The organism is Streptomyces celluloflavus (assembly GCA_000720995.1).
GTDB classification, from domain to species: Bacteria; Actinomycetota; Actinomycetes; order Streptomycetales; family Streptomycetaceae; genus Streptomyces; species Streptomyces celluloflavus.
This window is the reverse complement of the sequence record JOEL01000017.1, coordinates 36,082-58,111: the sequence shown is the minus strand read 5'-3', so window position 1 is coordinate 58,111 and position 22,030 is coordinate 36,082. Positions and strand designations below refer to the sequence as shown.

The 22,030-nt window shown below is 69.3% G+C and carries 17 protein-coding genes, 2 tRNA genes and 1 pseudogene; 8 read left to right on the top strand and 12 right to left on the bottom strand.

Annotated elements, in window-relative coordinates:
* Positions 1-91: 91 nt before the first annotated feature.
* Positions 92-164, bottom strand: a tRNA-Ala gene (locus tag IH09_RS17920).
* Between the two features lie 129 nt (positions 165-293).
* Here IH09_RS17920 and IH09_RS17915 point away from each other — a divergent pair.
* Together IH09_RS17915 and IH09_RS17910 are read left to right on the top strand one after the other, a co-directional pair.
* Complete coding sequence (locus IH09_RS17915) at positions 294-842, top strand: helix-turn-helix domain-containing protein (RefSeq protein WP_052857297.1); 549 nt, start codon at positions 294-296, stop codon at positions 840-842.
* Between the two features lie 74 nt (positions 843-916).
* Positions 917-2,653, top strand: a complete 1,737-nt coding sequence (locus tag IH09_RS17910) for a serine/threonine-protein kinase (RefSeq protein WP_052857296.1) — start codon at positions 917-919, stop codon at positions 2,651-2,653.
* Positions 2,654-2,673: 20 nt separating this feature from the next.
* Here the strand turns inward: IH09_RS17910 and IH09_RS17905 are convergent, their stop codons facing one another.
* The 11 genes from IH09_RS17905 to dnaA all read right to left on the bottom strand — a co-directional run bounded on the left by IH09_RS17905 (position 2,674) and on the right by dnaA (position 18,039).
* Positions 2,674-4,479, bottom strand: coding sequence for a hypothetical protein (locus IH09_RS17905; RefSeq protein WP_240150852.1), 1,806 nt, complete (start codon positions 4,477-4,479; stop codon positions 2,674-2,676).
* Between the two features lie 406 nt (positions 4,480-4,885).
* Complete coding sequence (locus IH09_RS39950) at positions 4,886-5,020, bottom strand: DLW-39 family protein (RefSeq protein ID WP_003958712.1); 135 nt, start codon at positions 5,018-5,020, stop codon at positions 4,886-4,888.
* A 189-nt stretch (positions 5,021-5,209) separates the two neighbouring features.
* Positions 5,210-5,283, bottom strand: a tRNA-Ile gene (locus tag IH09_RS17900).
* An 88-nt stretch (positions 5,284-5,371) separates the two neighbouring features.
* Positions 5,372-6,043, bottom strand: coding sequence for a DUF3566 domain-containing protein (locus IH09_RS17895; protein WP_094793618.1), 672 nt, complete (start codon positions 6,041-6,043; stop codon positions 5,372-5,374).
* A 15-nt stretch (positions 6,044-6,058) separates the two neighbouring features.
* Positions 6,059-8,683 (bottom strand): DNA gyrase subunit A, encoded by a 2,625-nt coding sequence (gyrA, locus tag IH09_RS17890; protein WP_052857294.1) that lies wholly within the window; start codon positions 8,681-8,683, stop codon positions 6,059-6,061.
* A gap of 74 nt (positions 8,684-8,757) precedes the next feature.
* The gene (gene gyrB / locus IH09_RS17885) at positions 8,758-10,788 is read right to left on the bottom strand and encodes a DNA topoisomerase (ATP-hydrolyzing) subunit B (RefSeq protein WP_381526530.1); all 2,031 of its coding nucleotides are present in this window, start codon (positions 10,786-10,788) and stop codon (positions 8,758-8,760) included.
* Between the two features lie 332 nt (positions 10,789-11,120).
* Complete coding sequence (locus tag IH09_RS17880; RefSeq protein WP_052857292.1) at positions 11,121-11,675, bottom strand: DUF721 domain-containing protein; 555 nt, start codon at positions 11,673-11,675, stop codon at positions 11,121-11,123.
* Positions 11,672-12,847 (bottom strand): DNA replication/repair protein RecF, encoded by a 1,176-nt coding sequence (recF, locus tag IH09_RS17875; protein ID WP_052857291.1) that lies wholly within the window; start codon positions 12,845-12,847, stop codon positions 11,672-11,674. The genes IH09_RS17880 and recF overlap by 4 nt, the downstream gene beginning before the upstream one ends.
* Positions 12,848-12,902: 55 nt before the next feature.
* Positions 12,903-13,781, bottom strand: coding sequence for a phosphogluconate dehydrogenase (NAD(+)-dependent, decarboxylating) (gnd, locus tag IH09_RS17870; RefSeq protein ID WP_052857290.1), 879 nt, complete (start codon positions 13,779-13,781; stop codon positions 12,903-12,905).
* 273 nt (positions 13,782-14,054) lie between these two features.
* On the bottom strand, positions 14,055-15,185 hold the full coding sequence (gene dnaN / locus IH09_RS17865) for a DNA polymerase III subunit beta (RefSeq protein ID WP_052857289.1): 1,131 nt from the start codon (positions 15,183-15,185) through the stop codon (positions 14,055-14,057).
* 1,021 nt (positions 15,186-16,206) lie between these two features.
* Complete coding sequence (gene dnaA, locus IH09_RS17860) at positions 16,207-18,039, bottom strand: chromosomal replication initiator protein DnaA (protein WP_110952393.1); 1,833 nt, start codon at positions 18,037-18,039, stop codon at positions 16,207-16,209.
* Positions 18,040-18,417: 378 nt separating this feature from the next.
* On the opposite strand from dnaA, the gene rpmH reads away from it, so the two are divergent.
* The 6 genes and pseudogenes from rpmH to rsmG all read left to right on the top strand — a co-directional run bounded on the left by rpmH (position 18,418) and on the right by rsmG (position 21,876).
* Positions 18,418-18,555, top strand: coding sequence for a 50S ribosomal protein L34 (gene rpmH, locus IH09_RS17855; protein ID WP_003949374.1), 138 nt, complete (start codon positions 18,418-18,420; stop codon positions 18,553-18,555).
* Between the two features lie 24 nt (positions 18,556-18,579).
* Positions 18,580-18,948: pseudogene (rnpA, locus tag IH09_RS17850) on the top strand (ribonuclease P protein component); the annotation flags it as partial.
* 62 nt (positions 18,949-19,010) lie between these two features.
* A complete protein-coding gene (yidD, locus tag IH09_RS17845; RefSeq protein WP_042150996.1) occupies positions 19,011-19,328 on the top strand; it encodes a membrane protein insertion efficiency factor YidD in 318 nt (105 codons plus the stop codon).
* A gap of 3 nt (positions 19,329-19,331) precedes the next feature.
* Complete coding sequence (gene yidC / locus IH09_RS17840; protein ID WP_052857286.1) at positions 19,332-20,483, top strand: membrane protein insertase YidC; 1,152 nt, start codon at positions 19,332-19,334, stop codon at positions 20,481-20,483.
* Between the two features lie 14 nt (positions 20,484-20,497).
* Positions 20,498-21,004, top strand: coding sequence for a Jag family protein (locus IH09_RS17835; RefSeq protein ID WP_052857285.1), 507 nt, complete (start codon positions 20,498-20,500; stop codon positions 21,002-21,004).
* Positions 21,005-21,150: 146 nt separating this feature from the next.
* On the top strand, positions 21,151-21,876 hold the full coding sequence (rsmG, locus tag IH09_RS17830; RefSeq protein ID WP_052857284.1) for a 16S rRNA (guanine(527)-N(7))-methyltransferase RsmG: 726 nt from the start codon (positions 21,151-21,153) through the stop codon (positions 21,874-21,876).
* Positions 21,877-22,030 lie beyond the last annotated feature (154 nt).

Below are 22,030 nucleotides of genomic sequence, written 5' to 3'. Positions count from 1 at the left end.
TCACGGCCTCCCCTGGGCACGCCGACACGTTCCGAGGGGCAAAAAAACACCCTCCGAAGCTGCGTTTCCGCAGGTCAGAGGGTGTTTATTGTGGAGCCTAGGAGATTCGAACTCCTGACATCTGCCTTGCAAAGGCAGCGCTCTACCAACTGAGCTAAGGCCCCGTCGCGAACCAGAGTACCCGGTGCCCGGTCGCTTTCCCGACCGGGTATCGCCCCGGACGGTCGCTCTCCGTAGGATGCTTCGCGAGATTCGCGGCAGTGAAGCGCGATCGGGGAGACAGGGGAGACGGTATGGACGCAGCACAGCAGGAAGCCACCGCGCGGGCCCGGGAACTCCAGCGCAGTTGGTACGGGGACCCTCTGGGTGCGCTGTTCCGCCGTCTGATCGACGACCTCGGTCTCAATCAGGCCCGGCTGGCCTCCGTGCTCGGGCTCTCCGCGCCGATGCTGTCCCAGCTGATGAGCGGGCAGCGCGCCAAGATAGGCAACCCGGCCGTGGTGCAGCGGGTCCAGGCGCTCCAGGAGCTGGCCGGGCAGGTCGCCGACGGGAGCGTCAGCGCCGCCGAGGCCACCGACCGCATGGACGAGATCAAGAAGACGGCCGGCGGATCGGTGCTGAACAACACCGCGCAGGCCACCTCGTCGACAGGGGCGACGACGGTGCGCCGGGTGGTGCGGGAGATTCAGTCGTTGCTGCGTTCGGTCTCCGATGCGGGGGACATCATCGACGCAGCGAACACCCTCGCCCCCACGCACCCCGAACTGGCAGAGTTCCTGCGGGTCTACGGTGCCGGCCGCACCGCCGACGCGGTCGCCCACTACGAGGCGCACCAGAACTAGTTCGCGGGCGCACCGGAGCTGGCCGGCCGCGTCCACAGCGGCACTTGCGGAGTTCAGAGGGCGGACGGGGCGCTATGGGTGAGATCTTCGCCGGTCGGTACGAACTGATCGACCCGATCGGGCGGGGCGGTGTGGGCGCCGTCTGGCGCGCCTGGGACCAGCGCCGCCGCCGCTATGTCGCGGCCAAGGTGCTCCAGCAGAGCGACGCACACACCCTCCTGCGCTTCGTCCGCGAGCAGGCGCTGCGGATCGACCACCCGCATGTGCTGGCCCCGGCGAGCTGGGCCGCGGACGACGACAAGGTGCTGTTCACCATGGACCTGGTGAACGGCGGCTCGCTGGCGCATCTGACCGGCGACTACGGGCCCCTGCCGCCGCGGTACGTCTGCACGCTGCTGGACCAGCTGCTGGCCGGGCTGACGGCGGTGCACGCCGAGGGTGTGGTGCACCGCGACATCAAACCGGCGAACATCCTGCTGGAGGCCACCGGCACCGGCCGTCCGCATCTGCGGCTGTCCGACTTCGGCATCGCGATGCGCAAGGGCGAACCGCGGCTCACCGAGGCCAACTATGTGGTGGGCACGCCCGGTTACTTCGCGCCCGAGCAAATGCTGGGCGCCGAACCGGACTTCCCGGCGGACCTGTTCGCGGTCGGCCTGGTCGGGCTCTATCTGGTCACCGGCCGCAAACCGGATTCCGAGGCGCTGATCCGGCACTTCGCGCGGCACGGCATCCCGGACGCACCCGAGGACGTACCGGAACCTCTCTGGCAGGTGCTGGCCACTCTGCTGCATCCGGATCCACAGGCCCGGTTCAGGACGGCCACGGGGGCGCGCAAGGCGCTCCTGCCGGCGGTCGAGATGCTGCCGGAGACGACGATCGAGGACGAGGTCGTCGAGGTCTTCGACCACATCGGGCCGCTGCCTTCGGGATACGGCGCGGACGGGCCCCTGGGCCCCGGCACCAAGACCGACGGCCCACACGGGAACGAGCGCCCCGCCCCGAGCGGGAACGGCAGCCCCGGCCCGCACGGGAGCGGCGGTCCCCGCTCGTACAGGGACGACGACGTGCGCGGGGACGGGATCGTTGCCGCGCATGGGGATGGCGCCGCACGCCGGGATGGCGCCGCACGCGGGGACGTCGGCGCACTCGGGGACGTCGGCTCACCCGCCGGGCCCGCCCACCAGGCCACCGGCACGGCCGCCGGGCAGGTGTCCATGTCGGACACCGGGAGTTTCCAGCTCGCGCCACCGCGGCAGAGCGTCCCGGCACCACCACAGCCGGCCGCACCGCCCACCCCCACCGCCACACCCGCCCCCACACCGACGCCCCTGCCCGGCGCCACGCCTCCGGGCCAGGGCATACCGCCCGCACCCGCCACCCCACCGCCCCCGCCGCCGGCCTACGAGCCGACGGCCGGCCTCCGCCCGGAGCCGTCCGCGACCCGCCCCTACACGGCGGACCACCACCCCGTCCCCGGTCACCCCCCGACCACCGCCCCGGGACAACCCGCCCCCATGCCGCCAATGGCGCAGATGACCGGGATGACGGGGATGACCGGGATACCTGGAGCGCCAGGGACGGCAGGCATGGCAGGCATGGCAGGCATGTCGCCGATGGCCCAGCCCACGTATCCCGCGTATCCCGCGTCCATGACAGCCACCGCTTCCGACGCCGCCGCCGCGGTCCCCGCACCACCAGGGCCCGCCCCGTACAAGCGGCCGGGGCCGCCCCAGAAGGTGGCGGTCCCGGTACTGATCGTCGCGCTGCTGTGCATCGCGGTCGGCGTCTGGGCTCTGCTCGCCGCCTGACGCACCCTTCCGCCGCCCGGCTACCAGCCCTGTGACGGCCCGAACTGCTCCGCTTCCCGGCCCTGTTGAGCCGCCTGAGCCTCCTGCGACGTCCGGGACGACGGCGATACCGATGCCGATGCCGATGCCGATGCTTGCGAAGTCTGAGACGGCTGCGATGCCTCTGCCACATGCGAGGAATTCGAGGACTCCGACAACTGCGGAGCCTGCGAAGGCCGCGTTGCCGAAGACCGCTCCACCTCAGGCGGCCGCCCCGGCCGACCTGCCCACTCCGGTTGGCCCAGCTCATTCGGCAGACCCGACTGACCCGACTGATTCGACTGACCCGGCACCGACTGCATCGGCCGACCCGACTCCCCGTACGGCTCCGACCACCCCGCCGGCGGGATAGACCCCGCCTCAGGCGCCACAAGGTTCCTGGGCACCGCCCCGGACACCACAGGCCCCGGAAGCACCACCCCAGGCACCACGGGGGCCACAGAGCCCACAGAAGCCACACCAGCCCCCCGAGCCCCCTGCGCCCACTTGCGCCGCGCCACCACCCTCCACACCACAAGCCCCAGCAATAGCGTCACACCCGTGCCGATCCCGGCGTACGCCACCGCCATCAGGGTGCCGCTCTTCGCCGCCCCCTGGGCGGGCTGCCCCTTGTCGGCCATGTCCCGGTCGGTGGGTGTGACGGAGAAATCGCCGGTCGGCCGGGAGTAACCGGGCCCGGCCTGTGCCGTGCCCAGGACGTCCACCCGCAGGGTGAGGTCCGCGCCCTCGGGAAAGTACTGCGCCATCCCCGGGTTGAGGGTGACCTCCAGGTAGTACCAGCCCGCGAACCGCATCGCGCTGACCGCACCGGTCGGGTGGAGGCGGTTGCCGTACGCGACGGGCGCGGTGAACTCCCTGGTGGCGGCCGGTCTCCCGCTGTACGAGACGAAGTTGTTGTCCCGCACCGCCCCGCGCGCGGGGTTGAAGAGGCTGAGCCCGAGCGCGTTCGGGACGTACTTCGTGACACCGGTCGTCGCCGCACCGGCCGTCGAGTCGGCGAGGGTCGAATTCGGCAGTTCGGCGCTGATGTTGAGCTGCTGCCCCCAGTCCACCGGTACGCGGTAGAAGCGGGCCTCGCCCGGCCTGATCCGGTCCTGCCACACGCCCTTGGCGACCGACCCCGCGTCGTTGAAGCCGGTCCCGCCCCTGGCGTCGCGCTTGTCGGTGTCGGTGGGCGGAGCGGGCGCCGCACTGCTCCATGTGCCGTCGCCGGGCCGGTCCGGGGTGCCGCCCTTGAGCGCGGGCTCGGTGAGATAGCCGATCTCGACCGGCCAACTGCCGGTGCCGGAGGCCGCCGTCCCCTTGCGACTGATCACCAGGTAGTACGGGCCCGCTTTCTGACAGTCCGTCCTGTCGGCGCCGATACGGCGGACGGCGTAGTCGGCGATGGGATAGGCCGCTCCGCCGCTGTGGAAGGACGGATGCGCGACCGGGCCGCAGGTGCCGCCGCCGCTGTCCTGGACGCTGATGGCCAACTGGTCGCCGTAGTCCTGGACCTTGGTGCCGGGCCGGGGCGCGGCGACCGCCGAGAAATACGCGCTGGTCCTGTCGTCCAGGGTGACGGCGTAGTACTTCCGCTCGCCGCGGCCGATGGAGTCGGTGTGCATACCGGGGGTGAGCCGCGGCGCGTCCGCGGCACTCGGGGTGCCCGTGGTCGCCGTGGCGCCGTCCGCCGTCCGGTAGGCGGGCACCTCCCCGGCCGCGGCCACGCCCGCCGTCCCCGGCAGAGCCGTCACCACCGCGAGCGCCGCCAGCGCGACGAGCCCCCTGTACGTCGTGCGCGTCACCACAGGTCACCCCTCATCGGTTCCGAATTCCCGCCGTACGCCCGCCACTTCCGGCGGGCCCGCCGGAAGTCCACGCCGCGGCCGGCCGATACCGGTACGCCCACCCCGTCCGCCGGCGCCGTCCCCGCCGGGCCAAACCCCCATCCTCCACCGCCGCCCCGCGCGGTGTCCGCCAAGAGCCCGAATCGCGTCCGGAGCTCCGCGCGCCACGCCCCGCACCTCACGCGGGCCACACAGATCACACCAGAATTTGCTATAGCAATTCATTGTTGTGCTAATGCAAATAAATCCGCCCGGCGCGGTACCTCACCCGTCCCCCTACGCCCTGACCCACCCTCGGACGCACGGAACCCCGGCCGCCCACAGGCGACCGGGGTCCGTACGAATTGTGCTGTGCGTCTGGGTCTCACACACCCGAACCTGCGGGCACGGAGTCGGTCGCCTCCGTCCACAGATCCTGCTCGGCGCGATCCGCCTGGATCTGGCGGTACACGAGGAGCCCGCCGATGGCGGCCAGTGCGACCAGGAGAAGCTTCTTCACCGCGCGACCTCGTCTTTCGTTGACGTAGGGGACCTATGGTGGCCGATGATACACACCGGTCGATACCGATCGGTTACCTAGGCCGCGGTTGGCAACAACTGGCTCCGGCCCGGCCACGCACCCCACTTCCGCACTCGCGCAAACACATCGGCCCGGCCGGAGAATTCTCCGGCCGGGCCGATGATGCGGTGCGGCTACCAGGACTTGAACCTGGGGCCTCTTCCTTATCAGGGAAGCGCTCTAACCGTCTGAGCTATAGCCGCTCGTTCGCTGCAACGAAAGATTAGCGCACTTCCGAGGCGTTCCCAAAATCGGTTCCCGCGACCCTGGGAACGCCCTCCCATCAGGGCTTCACTCGTCCTCGGCGAGGGTGAGCTCCACCCCGCCGACGAAGCCGGCCGACAGGTTGTAGATGAAGGCGCCGAGCGTTCCCAGCGCCGTCGCCAGCACCACATCGATCACCGAGATGATCGTGGTGAACAGCAGCACCCTCGGCAGCGACAGGAACGACTGGAGATTGAAGCCGCCGCCGTCCGCGCCCGTGGCGTCGCTGATCGTCCCGCCGACCGCGGAGAAGACGCCCATGGCGTCCATCACCATCCACAGCACCGAGACGGCGACTATCGTGCAGATGCCCAGCGCGATGGAGAGCAGGAAGCTGACCTTCATCACCGACCACGGATCGGCCCGCGCCACCCGCAGCCGGGCCTTACGGGTCCGTGGCGTCGTACGGGCGTCCGTACGAGGCAGGCGCGCGGACTGCTGCCCCGCGCCCTTGGTGCCGCCCGTGCTGTACGCCTGGGGCGGCTGGTACGGCTGCTGTCCGCCCTGGGACTGCGCGTGTGGCTGCGGATACGGCTGACGCGTGTCGGTCACGGTTCCCCCCTGATAGGAGCCCTCTTGTCGGGAGTCCTCGGCAACGGCGGAGCCACGGGCGCTGTCCTCCGTCACGGTCGCGGGTCCGGACGGGGAACCCTTCTCGGTTCCCGGTCCACCCGCTGCAGCGCCCGTGGCTCCACTCACGCTCTACTCCTCGTGTTACTCCGCCGCGGGCTGCTCGCCCTCGGTTGCCGTGGGCTCGGTCCCCTCGGCCGCTTCGGTCTCGTCGGCCCCTTCGGGACCGTCGACCTCTTCGGCCTCACGACCTGCCTCGGCGTTCCGTGCGATGCCGACGACGGCATCCCGCTTGCCCAGGTTGATCAGTTGGACGCCCATCGTGTCACGACCGGTCTCCCGGACCTCGTTGACCCGCGTACGAATCACACCGCCGCTCAAGGTGATCGCCAGGATCTCATCGGTCGCCTCGACCACCAGCGCGCCGACCAGCGAACCCCGGTCCTCCACGATCTTGGCTGCCTTGATGCCCAGACCGCCGCGGCCCTGGACGCGGTACTCGTCCACCGGGGTGCGCTTGGCGTAGCCGCCGTCGGTGGCGGTGAAGACGAAAGTACCCTCACGCACCACATTCATCGAGAGCAGTTCGTCGTCCTCGCGGAAGCTCATACCCTTCACACCCGACGTGGCGCGCCCCATCGGCCGCAGCGCCTCGTCCGACGCGGTGAACCGGATCGACTGCGCCTTCTTGCTGATCAGCAGCAGGTCGTCGGTGTCCGACACCAGCTCCGCGCCGATCAGCTCGTCGTCCGAGCCGTCCTCCCGCTCGCGCAGGTTGATCGCGATCACACCGCCCGAGCGCGGCGAGTCGTAGTCCTTGAGCGGCGTCTTCTTCGCCAGGCCGCCCTTGGTGGCGAGCACCAGATACGGCGCGGCGTCGTAGTCGCGGATCGCCAGGATCTGCGCGATCCGCTCGTCCGGCTGGAACGCCAGCAGGTTGGCGACGTGCTGGCCCCGTGCGTCACGGCCCGCGTCCGGCAGCTCGTACGCCTTCGCGCGGTAGACCCGGCCCTTGTTCGTGAAGAACAGCAGCCAGTGGTGGGTGGTGGAGACGAAGAAGTGGTCGACGATGTCGTCTTCCTTGAGCTTCGTGCCCCGTACGCCCTTGCCGCCGCGCTTCTGCGAGCGGTAGTCGTCGGTCTTGGTCCGCTTCACATAGCCGCCACGGGAGATCGTGACGACGATGTCCTCCTCGGCGATCAGGTCCTCGATGGACATGTCGCCCTCGAAGGGCACCAGCTTGCTGCGCCGGTCGTCGCCGAACTTCTCGACGATCGCGGCCAGTTCCTCGCTGATGATCTGCCGCTGGCGCTCCGGGGAGGCCAGGATCGCGTTGTACTCGCCGATCTTGCGCTGGAGCTCGTCGTGCTCGGCGGTGATCTTCTGGCGCTCCAGGGCCGCCAGCCGGCGCAGCTGCATCTCCAGGATCGCGTTCGCCTGGATCTCGTCGATCGTCAGCAGGCCCATCAGGCCCTCACGCGCCACCTCGACCGTCTCACTGCGCCGGATCAGCGCGATGACCTCGTCGATCGCGTCCAGCGCCTTGAGCAGACCGCGCAGGATGTGCGCCCGCTCCTCGGCCTTGCGCAGCCGGAACTTCGTCCGCCGGACGATGACCTCGATCTGGTGGTTGACCCAGTTGCGGATGAACGCGTCCAGCGAGAGCGTGCGCGGCACGCCGTCCACCAGGGCGAGCATGTTCGCGCCGAAGTTCGTCTGGAGGTCGGTGTGCTTGTAGAGGTTGTTGAGCACGACCTTGGCGACCGCGTCCCGCTTGAGGACGATGACCAGCCGCTGGCCCGTCCGCGAGGACGTCTCGTCGCGGACGTCCGCGATACCGCCGATCTTGCCGTCCTTCACCAGGTCGGCGATCTTCTGCGCGAGGTTGTCCGGGTTGACCTGGTACGGCAGCTCGGTGACCACCAGGCACTGGCGGTTCTGGATCTCCTCGACCGCCACCACCGCGCGCATCGTGATCGAGCCGCGGCCGGTGCGGTACGCCTCCTCGATGCCCTTGCGGCCCACCACCAGCGCGCCGCTGGGGAAGTCCGGGCCCTTGATGCGCTCGATCAGCGCGTCCAGCAGCTCCTCGTTGGACGCCGCGGGGTTCTCCAGCGCCCACTGGGCACCGGCCGCGACCTCGCGCAGGTTGTGCGGCGGGATGTTGGTGGCCATACCGACCGCGATACCGGCCGAGCCGTTGATCAGCAGGTTGGGGAAGCGGGCCGGCAGGACCGTCGGCTCCTGGTTACGGCCGTCGTAGTTGTCCTGGAAGTCGACGGTCTCCTCGTCGATGTCCCGGAGCATCTCCATCGACAGCTGCTTCATCTTGCACTCGGTGTACCGCATGGCCGCGGCCGGGTCGTTGCCCGGAGAACCGAAGTTGCCGTTGGAGTCCACCAGCGGCATCCGCATCGACCACGGCTGCGCCAGCCGCACCAGGGCGTCGTAGATCGAGGTGTCGCCGTGCGGGTGGTACGTACCCATGACGTCGCCGACGACGCGGGCGCACTTGTAGAAGCCCTTCTCGGGGCGGTAGCCGCCGTCGTACATCGCGTACAGCACACGGCGGTGCACCGGCTTGAGGCCGTCGCGCACATCGGGCAGCGCACGCGAGACGATGACGGACATCGCGTAGTCGAGGTAGGAGCGCTGCATCTCCGTTTCGAGCCCGACCGGCTCTACGCGCATCCCCACGCCTTCGACGGTGGCGGGCGTGCCCTCGGCGGTCACGCCATCGGGAGTGACGGGAGTGTTCTCGTCGGCCATGCTGATTCAAAGTCCTTTCGAGCTGCGGCTGGTTGAGGTCCCCCCGCCCGGGGCGGGGGGAGGGCCGACAGGGCTCAGATGTCGAGGAAGCGGACGTCCTTGGCGTTGCGCTGGATGAACGAGCGACGGGCCTCGACGTCCTCGCCCATCAGCACGGAGAACAGGTCGTCCGCGCGGGCCGCGTCGTCCAGCGAGACCTGGCCGAGGACCCGGTGGTCGGCGTCCATGGTCGTGACCCGCAGCTCCTCGGCGTTCATCTCACCGAGACCCTTGAACCGCTGGACCGAGTCGTCCTTGATCCGCTTGCCGTTCTGCTTGCCGAGCTCGATCAGCGCGTCCCGCTCCGGGTCGGAGTAGGCGTACTCGAAGTCGTCCCGGCCCCACTTGATCTTGTACAGCGGCGGACGGGAGAGGTAGACGTGCCCGGCCTCGACCAGCGGCCGCATGAAGCGGAAGAGGAAGGTGAGCAGCAGGGTGTTGATGTGCTGACCGTCGACGTCGGCGTCCGCCATCAGGATGATCTTGTGATAGCGGAGCTTCTCGATGTCGAAGTCCTCGTGAACACCGGTGCCGAACGCCGAGATCAGCGCCTGCACCTCGTTGTTCTGGAGGATCTTGTCGACCCGCGCCTTCTCGACGTTGAGGATCTTGCCGCGGATCGGAAGAATCGCCTGGTACAGCGGGTTACGGCCGGACTTGGCCGAACCACCGGCCGAGTCACCCTCGACGATGAAGATCTCGCACTTCGTCGGGTCGTTGGACTGGCAGTCGCTCAGCTTGCCCGGCAGCGACGCCGTCTCCAGCAGCCCCTTGCGACGGGTCAGATCGCGCGCCTTACGGGCCGCGACCCGCGCCGTCGCCGCCTGGATGCCCTTGCGGATGATGTCCGCGGCCTCGTTGGGGTTGCGGTCCAGCCAGTCGGTGAGGTGCTCGTGCACGACCTTCTGCACGAAGGTCTTCGCCTCGGTGTTGCCCAGCTTCGTCTTGGTCTGGCCCTCGAACTGCGGCTCACCGAGCTTGACCGAGATGATCGCCGTCAGACCCTCTCGGATGTCCTCGCCCGTGAGGTTGTCGTCCTTCTCGCGCAGCAGCTTCTTGTCGCGCGCGTACCGGTTGATCAGACCCGTCAGCGCCGCACGGAAGCCTTCCTCGTGGGTGCCGCCCTCGTGCGTGTGGATGGTGTTCGCGAAGCTGTAGACACCCTCGCTGTACTGGGTGTTCCACTGCATCGCGATCTCGACCGACAGCAGCCGCTCGCGGTCCTCGGCCTCGACGTCGATGACCGTCGGGTGCACCAGCTCGCCCTTGCGGGAGTTCAGGTACGTCACGAAGTCGACGATGCCGCCCTCGTAGTGGTAGCGCACCGTGAGCGGCTTGCCGTCCTCGTCGACGTGGTCCGGGCGCTCGTCGGTCAGCGCGATCGACAGGCCCTTGTTGAGGAACGCCATCTCCTGGAAGCGCCGCGACAGCGTCTCGAAGCTGTACGTGGTGGTCTCGAAGATGTCGCCGTCGGCCCAGAACGTCACCATCGTGCCGGTCTCGTCGGTGGCCTCGTTCTTGGCCAGCGGCGCGGTCGGCACACCGAGCTTGTACTCCTGCGTCCAGCGGAACCCGTCCGTGCGGACCTCGACCGCCACCCGCTGCGACAGCGCGTTCACGACCGAGACACCCACACCGTGCAGACCACCGGAGACCGCGTAACCGCCGCCGCCGAACTTGCCGCCGGCGTGCAGAACGGTCATCACGACCTCGACGGCCGGCTTGTTCTCGGACGGCACGATGCCGACGGGGATACCGCGGCCGTTGTCGACGACGCGCACGCCGCCGTCGGCCAGGATCGTCACATCGATGGTGTCCGCGTGGCCGGCCAGCGCCTCGTCGACGGAGTTGTCGACGACCTCCTGCACGAGGTGGTGCAGACCGCGCTCGCCCGTCGAGCCGATGTACATACCGGGGCGCTTGCGGACCGCGTCCAAGCCCTCGAGGACGGTGATCGCGCTGGCGTCGTACGACTTCTCCACCGAGGAGTCGGCCATGGCGCCGAGAGGAACCCCCTCTTCAGTAGAAGCCGTGTTGTTCTCGTTGAGGTCGCCGGAGTCGGCCACGAAGCGCCCTTTCTGGCACAGCACGAGCCCTTCCGCACCTGTGGGGGACACCCCTGGGAAGACAGGCGGGAGCGGCTGCGTCGTTCGACATGTTCCGCGAGTGGGCGGGATTGCTGCCAGTCTACCGGTAGCGCTGACACTCATGGGGGTTTGCAGGCACCTGAGTCGTCATGTGCCGCCCTGAACTAACGTCCGCCGACTCCCCATATCTGAGATGGGGCCCCAGGACGCTTAAGCGGGCACTCAGCGCTTCCGGCTGTCAACCACGGGCTACCGTGAGCGGAGTCTCATCCGCACCATGCGTAGACACCCGTACGCAGGTCCCCTACGGCTCAGCCGTAGGTGTCGCCGGGCCCCGTGCTGCCGGGCGCCCGCAGCGGCCCGTACCGCCGCGCCGGACCACCGGGCCCCAGCACCTTGATCAGCTTTACGGTGCCCTGCCCCAGGTCCTGGTTGAGCCGCGCCACCAGCTGCGGCGCCAGCAGCCGCAGCTGCGTCGCCCACGCCGTCGAGTCGCACTGCACGGTCAGCACCCGGGCGTCCTCGTCGTACTTCTGCGGCTCGCAGTGCTGCGCCACCTCGGGGCCCACCAGCTGCGGCCAGCGCCCCATCACCCCGCCGACCGCGGCCGGGGTCTCCCAGCCGCGCTCCGTGATCAGCCGGTTGATCGCCGCGCCGAGCGGCAGCGGATCGCGGCCGTCCGCCCGCGCACCCGAGCGCAGCCCGCCCCGCCTGGCCTGCTTCTTCTGCTGTACGGCGGCGCCCCGCGCCCGCGCCTGCTCCTTCGCGGCCACCAGCGCCTGGCGGGCCAGATCCACCCCGGACAGCTCCGGCGCCCTGGGCCGATCGGACTCGGCACCCGGTCCGGGCAGCTGCTCGCCGCTCACGGCCCGGCCTTCCGCACGGTGCCCTCCGAGACGGCGAACCGCGCACCGGCCAGCACGCCCGGCACATCGTCGGCCACCGCCGCCGTCACCAGCACCTGCTCGCCCGGCGCCACCAGCTCCGCCAGCCGCTCCCGCCGCCGGGCGTCCAGCTCCGCGAAGACGTCGTCGAGCACCAGCACCGGCTCGCCCGCCCGCCGGCCGCCCTCGGGCGCGGCGGGCCCCGGTGCCCCCTCCGAGCGCAGCAGGTCGTACGAGGCCAGCCGCAGCGCCAGCGCGTACGACCAGGACTCGCCGTGACTGGCGTACCCCTTGGCCGGCAGCTGTCCCAGCTTCAGCACCAGATCGTCGCGGTGCGGGCCGACCAGGGTCACGCCGCGCTCGATCTCGCCCTTCCGGGCCTCGCCGAGCGCCTCCAGGAGCACGCCGTAGAGCTCCTCGCGGGTCGACGCGGCGGCCATCGCCTCGCCCGCCGAACCGCGGTACTCCAGCGCCAGCGGCCCGCCGCCCGGCGCCAGCTGCCCGTACGCCTTGTCCGCCAGGGGCTGGAGCGCGGCGATCAGATCGAGCCGCTGCGCGAGCAGCTCGGCGCCGGCCCGCGCCAGATGCTGGTCCCACACGTCCAGCGTCGACAGATCCAGCTGCCTGCCGCCGTGCCGTCGGGCCATCGCCGCCGTCTTGAGCAGCGTGTTGCGCTGTTTGAGCACCCGCTCGTAGTCCGCGCGCACCCCGGCCATCCGCGGCGAGCGCGCGGTGATCAGCTCGTCCAGGAACCGCCGGCGCTCCCCGGGGTCGCCCTTGACCAGCGCCAGATCCTCCGGCGCGAACAGCACGGTCCGTACGATCCCCAGCACATCGCGCGGTCTGACCTGCGACGACCGGTTGATCCTGGCGCGGTTGGCCCGGCCCGGATTGAGTTCGAGCTCGATCAGCTGCTGCCGCTCGCCCTCGACGACGGCGGCCCGGACGATGGCCCGGTCCGCGCCCATCCGCACCAGCGGGGCGTCCGAGGAGACGCGGTGGCTGCCGAGCGTGGCGAGATAGCCGACGGCCTCGACGAGATTGGTCTTGCCCTGCCCGTTGGGGCCCACGAAAGCGGTGACGCCCGGATCGAGCGGGACCTCGACCCGGGCGTAGGAGCGGAAGTCGGCGAGCGACAGATGCGATACGTGCATGACGGTGCGCCGACCTCCCCCGGCTGCCGAACTGCTGGTGTGGCTGTGGTGTGGCTTACTTCTTGTTCTCGACCGCGTGGCCGCCGAACTGGTTGCGCAGCGCGGCGATCATCTTCATCTGCGGGGAGTCCTCCTGGCGGGAGGCGAAGCGCGCGAAGAGCGAGGCCGTGATCGCGGGCAGCGGCACGGCGTTGTCGATGGCGGCCTCGACCGTCCAGCGGCCCTCACCGGAGTCGGCGGCGAAGCCGCGGAGCTTGTCCAGGTGCTCGTCGTCGTCGAGCGCGTTGACCGCCAGATCGAGCAGCCAGGAACGGATGACCGTGCCCTCCTGCCAGGAGCGGAAGACCTCACGCACGTCCGTGACGGAGTCGACCTTCTCCAGCAGCTCCCAGCCCTCGGCGTACGCCTGCATCATCGCGTACTCGATGCCGTTGTGAACCATCTTCGCGAAGTGGCCCGCACCGACCTTGCCGGCGTGCACCGAGCCGAACTCGCCCTCGGGCTTGAGCGCGTCGAAGATCGGCTGCACCTTGGCGACATCGTCGGCGGCGCCGCCGTACATCAGCGCGTAGCCGTTCTCCAGGCCCCAGACGCCGCCGGAGACACCGCAGTCGACGAAGCCGATGCCCTTGGCCTTCAGCTCCTCGGCGTGCTTCTCGTCGTCGGTCCAGCGGGAGTTGCCGCCGTCCACGACGATGTCGCCCGGCGAGAGCAGCTCGGCCAGCTCGTCGATCGTCGACTGGGTGGCGGCACCGGCCGGCACCATGACCCAGACGACCCGCGGGCCCTTGAGCTTGTCCACCAGCTCAGCGAGGCTGTGGACATCCGCCAGGTCCGGGTTGCGGTCGTATCCGATGACGGTGTGGCCTGCGCGGCGGATGCGCTCGCGCATATTGCCGCCCATCTTGCCGAGACCGACGAGACCGAGCTCCATCAGAGACCCTCTTTGCACGTAGTCGTTGCGTTTCGTACCCGAGTCCGAGCCTACGCCCGCAGGTGCGTGCACACCTGTGGGCTCGGGCGCTCATCGGCGGGGCGTCAGCCGGTCGCCCCAAGGGCTCCGGACCTCCGTCGGGGCCGCGGCGGCCCGTGCTCCACCGCCGTCAGCCGCCCCGGCCGGGGGGCCGCACCGGCGCACCCCGACCGCGCGAGAGATGTCCCTCGCGCTCCTGGCCGGAGGGCCGCGCCCCGTCGGCCGTCAGCGGACTCAGCCGGACAGCCGCACCGGCATGATCAGGTACTTGTACGCGTCGTCCGCCTCGGCGTCCTTGGCCGGGCGGCCGCTGAGCAGCGCGGGCTTGGTCGAGGTCGTGAAGGACAGCTGGGCCACGGGGGAGTCGATGGCCGACAGGCCCTCCAGCAGGAAGCCCGGGTTGAAGGCGATGGAGATGTCGTCGCCGTCCAGATCGGAGTCCACCCGCTCCACAGCCTGTGCATCGTCGCTGGAGCCGGCCTCCAGGATCAGCACACCCTGCTCGAAGCTCAGCCGGACCGGGGTGTTCCGCTCGGCCACCAGCGCCACACGCTTGACGGCCTCGACGAACGGCGCGGTCTCGATCACGGCGACCGAGTTGAACTCCGTCGGGAAGAGGGTGCGGTACTTGGGCAGGTCGCCCTCCAGCAGACGGGTCGTCGTCCGCCGCCCGGCACCCTCGAAACCGATCAGGCCCTCGCCCGCACCGGAGCCGGACAGCGCCAGCGTGACGGTGTCGCCGCTGCTCAGCGACTTGGCGGTGTCCAGCAGCGTCTTTGCGGGGACCAGCGCGACCGCGGAGGCGTCCGGGCTCTCGGGCTTCCACAGGAACTCGCGCACCGCGAAGCGGTAGCGGTCGGTGGAGGCCAGGGTGACGGTGTCGCCCTCGATCTCGATACGGACGCCGGTGAGCACCGGGAGGGTGTCGTCACGGCCGGCGGCGATGGCCACCTGGGCGGCGGCCGCGGCGAAGACCTCACCGGGAACGGTGCCGGTGGCGGTGGGCATCGTCGGCAGCGACGGGTACTCCTCCACAGGGAGGGTGTGGAGGGTGAACCGGGAGGAACCGCAGACCACGGTCACTCGTACACCGTCGGTGGAAATCTCCACCGGCCGGTTGGGGAGGGCCCGGCAGATGTCGGCGAGCAGCCGGCCGGAGACGAGGACGGTGCCGTCCTCCTCCACATCGGCGTCCACCGAGACCCGCGCCGAGACCTCGTAGTCGAAGCCGGAGAGGCTCAGGCTGCCGTCCTCCGCCTTCAGCAGCAGGCCCGCGAGGACGGGCACCGGCGGACGGGCCGGGAGGCTCTTGGCCGCCCAGGCCACCGCCTCCGCGAGTACATCGCGCTCCACCCGGATCTTCACCGGAAACCGCCTCCTGCTGTTGCTGGCTCTCGCCCTGCTGGCTTTCGTCGTCGGCTGAGTTGCCGGAGACCAGTCTGACGCACGCCACCGACAGTCGTTGCGGCTCGGGGTCAAGTCGACTCGATCGGCGTGGGGCACTCTCGGGCCGAGTTGTGCACAGGCCCCGTTTCCGAGCAAGTTCCCCGGTAGATATCCGTGGTCGTAGTAGTAGGGCCTGTGGAAACCGTGGACAACTGCCTTTGCGCAGGTCAACACGGATTTTTTGTCCACCGGCCCTGTGGGTGGAGGCAGTGGACAAGCCGGCGGTTCTGTGGACTGCCGAAAGTTCTGCACACCCGATGCACAGGCGAGGGGTACTTCTCCCCAGTGCCGTCCCCAGGCTTACCCACGTTCCCCACAGCCCAACCCACCGCCTCGGTGTGACCGCTTTCACTCGGCCCGGTGAGAGCGGGTGTTGCGTTGCCGAACAGTGGACAGGGATGTGGAGAAGCTGGGGACAACGTCGGCGCTCCTGTGGGCAGCCGGTGGACAAGCCCTCCCGCCCCCTGTGGACGAAATCTTCGTCCACAGCCTGTGGATTACGGTTGGCCACAAATCCACACCCGGCTGACCTCGTCCGATGTCCCGTAGGAACACCGGCCTGTGGATCCCACAGGGATAACTTTCCAGTCCCCAGGGTGTGGACGGAAGATTCTTGCCCAATCTGTGGAGAGAGGCCGTGTCCCGGCCCGGAATCGAACAGCGACCGCGCGCTCCACAGGTTTGGGACGCGCCGGAACGGGTCAGGAACCCGCTCCGGAGGCGGTTCACCGGGGTCGTCGAGCGGTCCGGGGCCCTCTCCGGTCGCGGCCGGTCGTGACGCAGAACGCCTCCTGTGGCACTCGTAGCTCCCCCATGGCGCGCTGCCGCACCTCCGCGCCAACGCGTCCCCCGGTCTCCCCGTACGACGGAGGGCGCCCCGGGAGCGCGTCCCGAAGCGCCCTGGTCGCCTGCGGCGGCCGGCGGACGCGGGGCGCCCGCGTCAGCCGTTCTTGATGCGGTTGGTCAGTTCGGTGACCTGGTTGTAGATGGAGCGCCGCTCGGCCATCAGCGCGCGGATCTTGCGGTCGGCGTGCATCACCGTCGTATGGTCGCGGCCGCCGAACTGCGCACCGATCTTCGGCAGCGAGAGGTCGGTCAGCTCACGGCACAGATACATCGCGATCTGGCGGGCCGTCACCAGCACCCGGCTGCGCGAGGAGCCGCACAGGTCGTCGATGGTCAGCCCGAAGTAGTCGGCGGTCGCGGCCATGATCGCGGTCGCGGTGATCTCCGGCGCGGCGTCCTCGCCACCGGGGATCAGATCCTTCAGCACGATCTCGGTGAGCCCCAGGTCCACCGGCTGCCGGTTGAGCGAGGCGAACGCCGTGACCCGGATCAGCGCGCCCTCCAGCTCACGGATGTTCCGCGAGATCCGGGACGCGATGAACTCCAGCACCTCGGGCGGCGCGTTCAGCTGCTCCTGCACCGCCTTCTTGCGGAGGATCGCGATCCGGGTCTCCAGCTCGGGCGGCTGGACGTCCGTGATCAGACCCCATTCGAAGCGGTTGCGCAGCCGGTCCTCCAGGGTGACCAGCTGCTTGGGCGGCCGGTCACTGGAGAGCACGATCTGCTTGTTCGCGTTGTGCAGCGTATTGAAGGTGTGGAAGAACTCCTCCTGCGTCGACTCCTTGCTCGCCAGGAACTGGATGTCGTCGACGAGCAGGATGTCCATATCGCGGTAGCGCTTGCGGAACGCGTCCGCCTTGCCGTCGCGGATGGAGTTGATGAACTCGTTGGTGAACTCCTCCGAGCTCACGTACCGCACGCGGGTGCCCGGATAGAGGCTGCGCGCGTAGTGCCCGATCGCGTGCAGCAGATGGGTCTTGCCGAGACCCGACTCGCCGTAGATGAACAGCGGGTTGTACGCCTTGGCCGGCGCCTCGGCGACGGCGACCGCGGCGGCGTGCGCGAAGCGGTTCGAGGCACCGATGACGAAGGTGTCGAAGAGGTACTTCGGATTCAGCCGCGCGGTCGGCTCACCGGGGCCGGCCGCGGGCGCGGGCTGCGCCGCGAGCGGACCGGGCGCACCGCTGGGCGCGGGCGGCCCGGAGCGGCCGTTGTGCCCGGGGGCCTGGTGCTCGGTGAGGTCGCGGCGCGGCGGCTGGTCATAAGGGGAGTGCGGACCGTCCGAGCGCTGGGGCGGACCGGGTCGCTCGGGAACCTGCGAACGGTAGTCGTTCTGCTGGTGCTGCTGTACGTGCGAGGGCGGGGAGGCGTACGGGTCGCGCTCGGGGAAACCGCCGAGGCGCTGCTGCTGCCAGCCGTAGTCCTCACGCGGGCCGCCGCCCATACCGGGGGAGTGCTGCGGCCAGGAACCCTGCTCGTGCCGGGGCTGCTGGTAGCCGGGGTAGGCGGGACGTACGGAGGGGAGGTCGTCGCCCTGGCGCCCGTATCCCTGCCTGTTGTCGTAGCCGTCGTACGCATCGTGCGGCTGCTGGGGTGCCTGGTGCTGAGCCTGCTGCGGAGGAACGGGCGGCGCGGACTGCGCCGGGGGCTCCTCGGCGGAGTCGTCGACGGTGATCGCGATCCGGATCGGCCGCCCGCACTGCTGGCTGAGGGCCTCCCCGATCAGGGGGGCGAGCCGGCCTTCGAGCACGCCCTTGGCGAACTCGTTGGGGACGGCGAGCAGCGCGGTGTCGGCAACCAGCGCCAGGGGCTGGGTGCGCTTGAGCCAGTCCTGGTCCTTGGGCTTGAGGCTGTCGCCGTCGGCACGTAGGAGATGGTCGAGGACGCGCGGCCACACTGCGGCAAGATCGGCAGGTACGTCAGCCACAGGGCACGCTCTCTCACAGTCCCACGAATGTGTGATTCTCAGGACGGGCGGGAAGTAAATGGAGTTCTGCCACGGTAGTCAGGGCGGGCCTGGGGATTCAAGTTGTTGTCCACAGGCTGTGCATAGTGTGTCCTGACAAGGGGCCGGTGCGTACCGGGCAAGGGCCGGTTTGACCGGATGGCGCAGCCGCGCGTACCGTGACCAGGTCGAGTTGTCGATGGCTGCTGCCGCCTGCCTCCGATGGGCAAAGATCGCGCTCTCAGTGATCGTGTAGCGGTGCACTAAGGCGTTGCGAGCTACTCGTGGGCGCACGGTGACAGCCAGTAGACGCCCCACATTTGTCTCTCTTGAGACAACAAGTATTCCTGGAGCCCCCGAGTGAGCAAGCGCACCTTCCAGCCGAACAACCGCCGCCGCGCGAAGACCCACGGCTTCCGTCTGCGCATGCGGACGCGTGCCGGCCGCGCGATCCTGGCGTCCCGCCGTGGCAAGGGTCGCGCCCGCCTGTCGGCCTGAGCAGCCAGACCCTAGGTCCATGACGTGCTGCCTACCGAGCATCGGCTGAGGCGGCGCGAGGACTTTGCGACCGCGGTACGCCGGGGACGCAGGGCCGGGCGCCCGCTCCTTGTCGTTCATTTTCGTAGCGGTGCAACGGACCCGCACGCGTCGGGGGAATGCGTTCCCCCGACGCGTGCGGGTTTCGTCGTGAGCAAGGCCGTTGGCATCGCTGTGGTGCGCAACAAGGTCAAGCGCAGGCTCCGCCATCTCATGCGCGATCGGCTGGACCGGCTGCCCGCCGGTAGCCTGGTTGTCGTACGGGCCCTGCCCGGCGCGGGTGCGGCGGATAACGATCAGCTGGCCCGCGACCTGGACGCCGCGCTGCAGCGGCTGCTGGGAGGGGTGCCACGAGGCTGCAATCCCCCGGGGAACGATCCCCGGACCCCCGGCCTGGACCCGGGAGGGAGTGCACGGTGAAGTACCCGCTGCTGCTTTTGATCAAGATCTACCAGTGGACCATCAGCCCCTTGCTGGGCCCGGTCTGCAAGTACTACCCGTCGTGTTCGCACTATGGCTACACCGCCATCGACCGGCACGGCGCGGTGAAAGGGACTGCGCTGACCGCCTGGCGCATCCTGCGGTGCAATCCGTGGTCGCTCGGTGGCGTCGACCACGTCCCTCCCCGGAAGCGTCCGGTTTGGCATCAGCGGCTGAGGAGCCGCCTGGGCGGGCCCACCGTCCCTGAGCCTGTCGCCCAGCCCGAGACTCAGCCCAACGTCCAAGGAGCCTGATTCGTGGACACGATCCTCAAACCTCTCTATTACGCCGTTTCCTGGATCATCGTCCAGTTCCACTCGTTCTACAGCCTCATCTTTGGCAAGGACAGTGGCGCGGCGTGGGGTCTGTCCATCGTCTCGCTGGTGGTGCTGATCCGTATCTGCCTGATCCCGCTCTTCGTGAAGCAGATCAAGTCGACGCGGAACATGCAGGCGCTTCAGCCGAAGATGAAGGCGATCCAGGAGCGCTACAAGAGCGACAAGCAGCGCCAGTCCGAAGAGATGATGAAGCTCTACAAGGAGACGGGCACCAACCCGCTCTCGAGCTGTCTCCCGATTCTGGCCCAGTCGCCGTTCTTCATCTCGCTGTACCAGGTCCTCAGCCACATCGCGCAGAACAAGACGGTCGGCGTCATTGACCTGCCGCTGCTGGAGAGCGCGCAGAAGGCGCACATCTTCGGTGCGCCGCTGGCGGCGAAGTTCATGGACAGCGCGGAGAAGATCGAGAGCCTGGGCGCTTCGCTGGTCGACGTCCGCGTCGTCACGATCATCATGATCATCCTGATGTCGGCGTCGCAGTTCTACACGCAGCGCCAGCTGATGACCAAGAACGTCGACCTGACGGTGAAGACGCCGTTCATGCAGCAGCAGAAGATGCTGATGTACGTCTTCCCCATCATGTTCGCCGTCTTCGGCATCAACTTCCCCGTCGGTGTTCTCGTCTACTGGCTGACCACCAACGTGTGGACCATGGGCCAGCAGATGTTCGTCATCCGCCGTAACCCCACCCCCGGCAGCAAGGCGTTCACGGAGCGCCAGGAGCGGCTGCGCGCCGCGGGCAAGCTGGTCGAGGACCCGGCCGTGGTCGAGGCGAAGAAGGCCGTCGAAGAGGCGCGTCAGAACCGCCAGCAGCCCAAGCGTCAGCCGAAGTCCAAGCGGCAGGCCACGGCGGGCACCGGTGCTGTGGGCGGCGGTACGCAGAGCCGTACGCGGGCCGGATCCGGTGGCGCCGCCTCCGGCGCCGATGCGTCGAAGAAGCAGTCGCTGGAGAAGCAGTCCCCGGAGAAGCCGGACAGCAAGGCGAAGGGCAGCTCCGCCTCGGGCACCCGCACCACCAAGTCCGGACAGCGCAAGGGTCAGCAGCGCCCCAAGCACCCGACCAAGAAGTAAGAAGGAGTCCTTTCGTGACGGACACGACCCCTGCCACCGAGGGCACCGACACCCTGACCCGCCTTGAGCAGGAGGGCGAGATCGCGGCCGACTACCTCGAGGGTCTGCTGGATATCGCGGACCTCGACGGCGACATCGACATGGATGTCGAGGCCGACCGCGCCGCTGTGTCGATCATCAGCGACTCGACCAGCCGTGATCTGCAGAAGCTGGTGGGCCATGACGGTGAGGTGCTGGAGGCGCTCCAGGAGCTGACCCGCCTCGCGGTGCACCGCGAGACCGGTGACCGCAGCCGTCTCATGCTGGACATCGCCGGCTTCCGGGCGCGCAAGCGTACGGAGCTCGCGGAGCTGGGTGCGAAGGCGGCGGAAGAAGCCAAGAGCACCGGCCTGCCGGTGAAGCTCGACCCGATGACGCCGTTCGAGCGCAAGGTTGTCCACGACGCGGTGGCGGCGGCCGGCCTGCGGAGCGAGTCCGAGGGCGAGGAACCGCAGCGTCGCGTGGTTGTCCTCCCGGCCTGACCCCTCAGCGCTTCAGATGTCTTTGGCCCCGTCTGCTCGCAGGCGGGGCCAAAACTTGTCAGCCTTCTGTGTTACTCCAGGGATGATCTTGGATCGTCTCCCGGATTCCCGGCAGGAAAAGCAGTCCCAGAGGAAGGGCGGTTCCCGTGACGGAGCCAGCGGCGGAACTTCCTCCCGCGCCGAAAGCGGCGCAGGAGGTATTCGGTGAGCGCTTTCCGGAGGCCGTGCGGTACGGCGAATTGCTCGCTGACGCGGGGGTGAAGCGGGGGCTCATCGGCCCGCGCGAGGTGCCCCGGCTGTGGGAGCGGCATCTGCTGAACTGCGCGGTGCTCTCCGAAGTGGTTCCCAAGGGTGTCTCGGTCTGCGATGTGGGCTCGGGGGCGGGGCTGCCGGGCATTCCGTTGGCCCTGGTACGTCCGGACCTGAAGATCACGCTCCTGGAGCCGCTGCTGCGGCGGACGAATTTCCTCCAGGAGGTCGTCGAGCTGCTCGGGCTCGACCATGTGACGGTGGTGCGGGGACGCGCCGAAGAGGTCATGGGCAAGCTTCCTCAGGTGCATGTGGTCACGGCACGGGCCGTCGCTCCGCTCGACCGGCTGGCCGGCTGGGGAGTCCCTCTGCTGCGTCCCTACGGCGAGATGCTGGCGCTCAAGGGCGATGCCGCAGAGGAAGAGCTCAAGGGGGCTCGGGCGGCGCTCAGCAAGCTGGGTGTGGTGGAAACCTCGGTGGTCCACGTAGGTGAGGGCATCGTGGATCCGCTGTCGACCGTGGTGCGGGTCGAGGTGGGCGAGAGCCCCGGCGGTGTGCGTTTTGCGGCCAAGCGGGCCAAGGCGGCGCGCGTCAGCCGTGTGTCCCGGGGCCGTCGGCGCTGACGCCCTGATGCCGGAGGTGCGCAGGTCGGCGCCGGTGCGGCGGGCGTGTCGTCCGCCGCATCACTGAAGGGGCGAATTCCGCAGGCGCCATCAAAACGATATAAGACGGAGTGTCGCGGCCTATTCGGACGCGACGCTGGCATCGTGTTTCACG